General features: G+C 37.2%; 6 protein-coding genes. 5 read left to right on the plus strand and 1 reads right to left on the minus strand.

Going from position 1 to position 6,435, the window contains the following annotated elements:
* Positions 1–369 precede the first annotated feature (369 nt).
* From M72_RS11145 to M72_RS11165, 5 genes are all read left to right on the plus strand, one after another.
* Positions 370–609: a DUF6061 family protein gene (locus M72_RS11145; RefSeq protein ID WP_006859036.1), complete on the plus strand. Its 240-nt coding sequence runs from the start codon at positions 370–372 to the stop codon at positions 607–609.
* Positions 610–858: 249 nt separating this feature from the next.
* Positions 859–1,548, plus strand: coding sequence for a response regulator transcription factor (locus M72_RS11150; protein WP_009265522.1), 690 nt, complete (start codon positions 859–861; stop codon positions 1,546–1,548).
* Entirely contained in the window at positions 1,545–2,576 is a 1,032-nt protein-coding gene (locus M72_RS11155) for a sensor histidine kinase (RefSeq protein WP_006859034.1), read from the plus strand. The genes M72_RS11150 and M72_RS11155 overlap by 4 nt, the downstream gene beginning before the upstream one ends.
* Before the next feature lie 151 nt (positions 2,577–2,727).
* Complete coding sequence (locus M72_RS11160; RefSeq protein WP_006859033.1) at positions 2,728–3,393, plus strand: ABC transporter ATP-binding protein; 666 nt, start codon at positions 2,728–2,730, stop codon at positions 3,391–3,393.
* 14 nt (positions 3,394–3,407) lie between these two features.
* The gene (locus M72_RS11165; protein WP_006859032.1) at positions 3,408–5,735 is read left to right on the plus strand and encodes an ABC transporter permease; all 2,328 of its coding nucleotides are present in this window, start codon (positions 3,408–3,410) and stop codon (positions 5,733–5,735) included.
* Positions 5,736–5,930: 195 nt separating this feature from the next.
* Here M72_RS11165 and M72_RS11170 read toward each other — a convergent pair.
* On the minus strand, positions 5,931–6,435 hold a 505-nt coding region (locus M72_RS11170; protein WP_055068275.1), incomplete at its 5' end, for a DUF6040 family protein.

A 6,435-nucleotide genomic window follows, 5' to 3' on the forward strand; every position in this document is an offset into this window, starting at 1 on the left:
AAATGTTTATAAACAACAGGCAGATGCTGTTGGATAGATTACTAACAGATTAGATAATAAAGAAATTGACAACTTCCAGTTGATATTTCACATATTTTAGGAAATTTAATAACTGTTATATTTGATTATCAAATTCTTCGCAAACCCTTGAAAATACTAAGTTTGTAGCAAGTGAACTTTCCCTTACTCTTTCCCTTGTGTTACATTTTCCCATTGCTTTTCATGAACCTTAATATGGGAAAAATTAAGGGAAAGAAAATTTCATAACACAATATAACATATAACAATAACGACATGGTGAACTGATTGAAATGTTTTCGATATTTAACTCTGTAACTGATTATCAAAAGAAAATGGAGATAAGATACGATGAGAACAATTTATGCAGAATATAATATAAACCACGATAGTATTGATGTTTACACAAGTGCTGGATATATGCTTCGCATTGATTGCTGGGAAGCTGAAAAAAATTTAAAAACCACATATGGATCAGAATGTGCGCTTACTTCATTGGCTGTGGATGAGCCTTTGGAATATGCAAGATTATATCTTGATGGCAATTTACAGATGTGGGTGGATACAGAAGATTCATTAGAACTTTATTAAGCAAGAAGTGAGATAGTGTTGTAGGGAGTTTCCTGTAGTTAAAGATACCACACCCGATATGATGAACCCACGCTTATACACTACCAGCTATGATAAAAGAAAGGACAGCAATTTGACACTGCTGTCCTTTCTTTTATAAAATTGCAGTACACAGAAAAAAGCTGTAAAATGAAAAATATATTTGTCCTTGTAACAATTCTCGGACATTTGCCTGTTATACTATCTGCAAAAAGAAAAGGAAGTGATAATATGAAGCATATTTTAATTGTCGAAGATGATAATCTTTTGAATAAAACGCTTACTTATAATTTGGAATTGGACGGTTACACAATAACTTCTGTTCTGAATGCAAGGACAGCCGCTGAATCATTAAAAACAAACATTTTTGATTTGGTATTGCTGGATATAAATTTACCAGACGGAAATGGTTATGACCTATGCCGTCTTATCAAGCCAGAGCATCCTGATACAGTAGTTATATTTCTAACTGCCAACGATCAGGAAAGCAATCAGATACGGGGATATGAAGCTGGTGCAGTGGATTATATCACGAAACCTTTTTCGATTAGTGCTTTGCAGCGAAAAATCAAAGCCATGTTCGCTATGTTGGAGCATCACAAACCAGCTAAGGATATTTACGAGGATGGTAGCTTGTTTCTGGATTTTTCGGAACAATTTGCAAGTTTGAACGGGAAACCATTAGCACTTTCTGCGATGGAATATAAAATGTTGAACCTATTTCTTAAAAATCCGAAGCAGGTACTTACTCGCCAACAATTTTTAGAAAAACTGTGGGATGTTGATGAAAAATATGTAGATGAACATACCCTTACTACTTCTATCAGCCGTATTCGCAGTAAGATTGAAGCAGATGGCGACACATATATCAAAACGGTTTATGGTATGGGGTATCAATGGACAGGAGGCGAAAAGAAATGAATCTGAATAACCTTTCTGCTAAGAAAATTTGTAGACTGGTTAGTGCTGGCATGGTTTTCTCTATGCTGGTAATTACCGGTATTTTCGGCGGTATAATGCAGGATATACGAATTTTTATAGTGGGTGGAACATTGACACTCTGTGCGTTTTTCTGGATTTGGCTATTGGTGCTGATTTTTGGAAAACGCCTTTCTCATTTTACTTCTAATTTGTGCCGGACGCTGGACAACATGATTGATGGAAACGAGGAATTACAAAAGTCAAATGATAGTGAAACTCTTTTTGCCCGTATCAACCACCGCTTAATTCGGTTGTATGAGATTATGCAGAAAAACCGGCACAAGGTAGACATGGAACGACAGGAGCTTCAAATGCTGATTTCTGATATTTCACATCAAGTTAAAACGCCTGTCAGCAATTTGCAAATGGTAACGGACACACTTTTAACAAAGCCTGTTTCAGAAGAAGAACGGATGGACTTTTTACAAGGCATACGTAGTCAGACTGATAAACTGGATTTTCTGTTCCAAGCACTGGTTAAAACGTCCCGGTTGGAAACCGGAGCAATACGATTAGAAAAGAAAGACAGCAGCTTATTCCATACGCTTGCACAAGCCATGAGCAGTATTGTATATGCCGCAGAGAAAAAAGAAATTGCTGTATCCGTGGATTGCCCGGAAAATTTGATAATCTCCCATGACAGCAAGTGGACAAGCGAAGCCCTTTTCAATCTGCTGGACAATGCAGTAAAATACACTCCGTCAGGTGGAAAGATTTCTGTATCAGTGGTTCAGTGGGAAATGTACGTAGAGGTCAAAGTGACCGACACCGGCAAGGGCATTTCAGAAAGCAATCAGGCTGCCATCTTCCGGCGCTTCTATCGTGAGGAAGAAGTACACGATCAACAGGGTGTGGGAATAGGTTTGTATTTGGCTCGTGAGATTGTAACAAGGCAAGGGGGCTATATCAAGGTTGTTTCAGAGCTGAGGCAAGGCTCAGAATTTTCTATTATGCTTCCTGTAAGGTAAGATATAACCACTTTTTTTGAAATGTCCGAGCGTTGTAACATTTCACTCTGATTTTCGATAAAAATTTTTTCTATCTCGGACATTTGTGTAACATTTGTGGTTTACAATGGCTTTATCAACAGATAGAAAGCCTTGAAAGGAGCATTTGAATATGAGCATTTTACAAACAATCGACTTAAAGAAGTATTACGGCACAGAACCAAATATTACTCGTGCCCTTAATGGTGTAAATTTTACTGTGGAACAGGGAGAATTTGTTGCCGTAGTTGGAACTTCCGGCAGCGGTAAGTCTACATTGCTTCACATGATGGGAGGACTTGATACCCCCACTTCCGGCAGCGTGATTGTACGGGGAGAAGAACTCGCAAAAAAGAATGATGATGAATTGACAATTTTCCGCCGGCGTAACATCGGATTTATCTTCCAAAATTATAATCTGGTTCCGATTTTGAATGTATATGAAAATATCGTCCTGCCTGTGGAACTGGATGGCGATACAGTAGACCAGAAATTTATGGACGAAGTTGTGTATATGTTGGCTTTAGAAGATAAACTGGAAAATATGCCGAACAATCTTTCAGGCGGTCAACAGCAACGTGTAGCGATTGCACGAGCTTTAATTACGAAGCCTGCGATTATCCTTGCTGATGAACCGACCGGAAATCTTGATAGCAAGACCAGTGCAGATGTGTTAGGGCTTTTGAAGCATACCAGCGGAGAATTTAATCAGACCATTGTAATGATTACTCACAACAACGAGATCGCTCAACTCGCAGACCGCATTGTACGGATTGAAGATGGTAAAATTGTTGGCTAAAGGAGGTGGGAATTATGAATTATCCTTTTGAAAATGATACCAGTGCAGTAATTAAAAAATTAGCACGAAAAAGTGTGCGTTTTGATAAGAAGAAAAACTTATTTTGCCTTTCGGCAATTATTGTAGCCGTTGCTATGATAATGATGTCGTTGCTCACAGTGCAAAATATCATTTATCAAAATCAGAAAGAAATCGAAGGATTACATCAAGGGATTTTCTTTGACATTACGCAGGACAGTAAAGAAAAGTTGTTAGCAAACGAAGAAGTAAAAAGTGTAGGACTTTCCTGTAATATCAAAACAGTGAAAGAAAATTCTAAAGAACTGTCTCTGATTTATTATGATGATGACATGCTTAGTTTGATTCCTGCCTTTGACGGAAAATATCCAGAGAAAGCAAGTGAAATTGCTGTTACAGATGCCTTTTTTGCCAGTGAAAATAAGTCTCCGGAAATCAACGCCATAGTTCAGTTGAATCTGGATGGTACTTTGAAGAATTATACTATTGTTGGTATTTATCATGATAAAACTTCTACCGCTTATCCTGTTTTTGTTTCACTTGAAAAATGCCGGGAATTACGTGGAAATAACCTGCTTAATGGATATGTTTGGCTTGAAAATGCAGATACCCTTACAAAAGACGAAGCAACAGAAATATTATCTCAAATTTCAGAGGAGACTGGACTGAATAATTGGACAGTCAGCAGTTACTATGATTATGTAAATACAACTTTGTCCTTCAGTAATTATGCGGTATATGGTGTAGTTGCTGCCATTTTGTTTTTAGCTGCCGCACTTGTAATTTACAGCATTTTCTATATTTCGGTTGGACAAAAAGTTGCTGAGTTCGGACAGCTTCGGACAATAGGGGCAAGTAAAAAGCAAATTTATAAAATAGTTCTTAAACAGGGTTATATGCTTGCAGTTCCGGGGATTTTAATTGGTAGTATCATGGGAACGATCATCAGCTATTGTCTGCAATCAAAAGGCTGGTCAGTATTTGCATTTATTGTTTCTCTATGTGGCGCATGCCTTTTTGGAATACTGCTTGTTTATATTAGTGTTCGTAAACCAGCAAAAATTGCAGCGAATACTTCTCCAATTTCCGCCCTGAAAAATCCAGTGGGAATTGTAAATTACCGCACTCACAAAAGACATCGTATTACGCCTGTATATTTAGCGAAAATCAGCTTTTCCAGAAACAGAAAAAAATCTCTATTGACCATTTTATCATTGGGACTGTGCGGAGTTATATTTTTCCTTGCAGCAAGTTATCAGAGTTCTTTTAATGCCGAGAGTATGGCTCGTTATTGGGATATGAAGTACGGAGATTTCAAAATCAGCATTGATTTAGAAAACGAAAGTGAAAATTTGGATGCTCTCTTGCAGAAAGAATATTTTTCTGATTATGTAAAGCGTGTTGGAGATATAGAGGGAGTTAGCAATATATTTACTTATGCTACCGTACCAGTTGATTTCTCAACAGACAATGATATTTCAGATAGCACCTTGATGCTCGGCTATAATGAAAAGGATTTGGCGTCGCTAAATGCAGCGGTTTTGTCTGGAAATATTACTGATGATACAGAATTAGTTGTAAGTGATCCCGAACGTATTTATGATGTTTACCATTGGAAACCTCAAATTGGGGATACTGTGACCTTTAATTTCAAAAATCATAGTGGTAAAACAATAACAAAAGCATTCAAAATTGGTGCAATCACTTCCAGCAATGATGGAATGGGTGGCTATATTTTCAGAATGCCGGAAAATATGCTCAAAGAACTTGCAGGTTATGACTGTACATACGCAATCGAAATACAAGCAGAAGCTGAATATCAGGAGATAATCGAGCAAGAACTCAAATTACTCGTTTCTGACAATAGGGATGTTCGCTTACAAACCCTTCAAGATTTTATTGTAGAACACCAATCAGACAATCGTGCAGGTTTTACATTAGCTTATGCGATTGCAGCCATCTTGTGGATATTTGCGGTCATCAATCAAATCAATCTTACTGTGACAAATCTTTTATCACAGAAACAGGAAATGGGCACACTAAAATCTATTGGTATGACAAATAAGCAGTTGAAGCAAGCATTTATGATGGAAGGTCTTTTTACTACTTTGATTGCATTGCTTATAACTGCTGTTGTTGGAATCCCCGGCGGATATGCAATCGGTATATTTTTGAAAAATGCAGGCATGTCTACGGGATTTGTATTTCCGGTTGTTGCTTTTACTCTTTTTGCTGTTGCTATGTTTATGCTTGAAAGTTTGATGACAATATTGCTTATTCATTCATGGAAGAAGCAATCTGTTATTGCAATAATGCGAAATTGATGATAGAAAGCTTTTCATATCTCGGTCAGCTCCACAATTACATTACTCTGCTGATACAGCCAGTCCGTAAATTCTTTCGGGCTGGCTGTTCCTGTTTTTACAGCCTTTTTTCTCTGTAATACTTCTTTTCATACAGTAAATTTTCACTAGGCTGGTATGGAGTAATTTTACTGTCTATACAGTAAGTTGAAAATACTAATATGGTCTTTTTTCTAACCAAACTTTAAGATAACATCTAATTCCAACATATGCGCCCTGCGAAAGTACGAAAAGCAATAGAAGATTTACTGACAGTACTTTTTTGATTGATTCTCCAAAATAAATGACAATAGCAACACTTGTCAGTATCATTAGTAGAGTAATAACATCCCAACAGTTTTTCTTATATAATTCTATAACCTTTATTTCTATCAGTATCGCCAGCATCCCTGTTCCTGCCATACATATTCCTACAATCAATATTAGCAATAACCAATATACCATTCCGGCTATAAAAGCATTTGGAATTTTTGTACTAATCTGTGCCGCAGAATGCCCGGCATCAATCGTCCATCCGACAAAGGTTTGTATGAATGATGCTAAATCATTGAAGAATGATTTACAATCGACAAGGAACATATCTGACTGTACTGCCTGAAAAAGAGTGGTTGTCAGCGAATACCATGCAAGAAGGAACAAGGTTGTTTGGAACATTACCGTT

Origin of the sequence: Roseburia faecis, assembly GCF_001406815.1 — a bacterium.
Taxonomy (GTDB): Bacteria; Bacillota; Clostridia; order Lachnospirales; family Lachnospiraceae; genus Roseburia; species Roseburia faecis.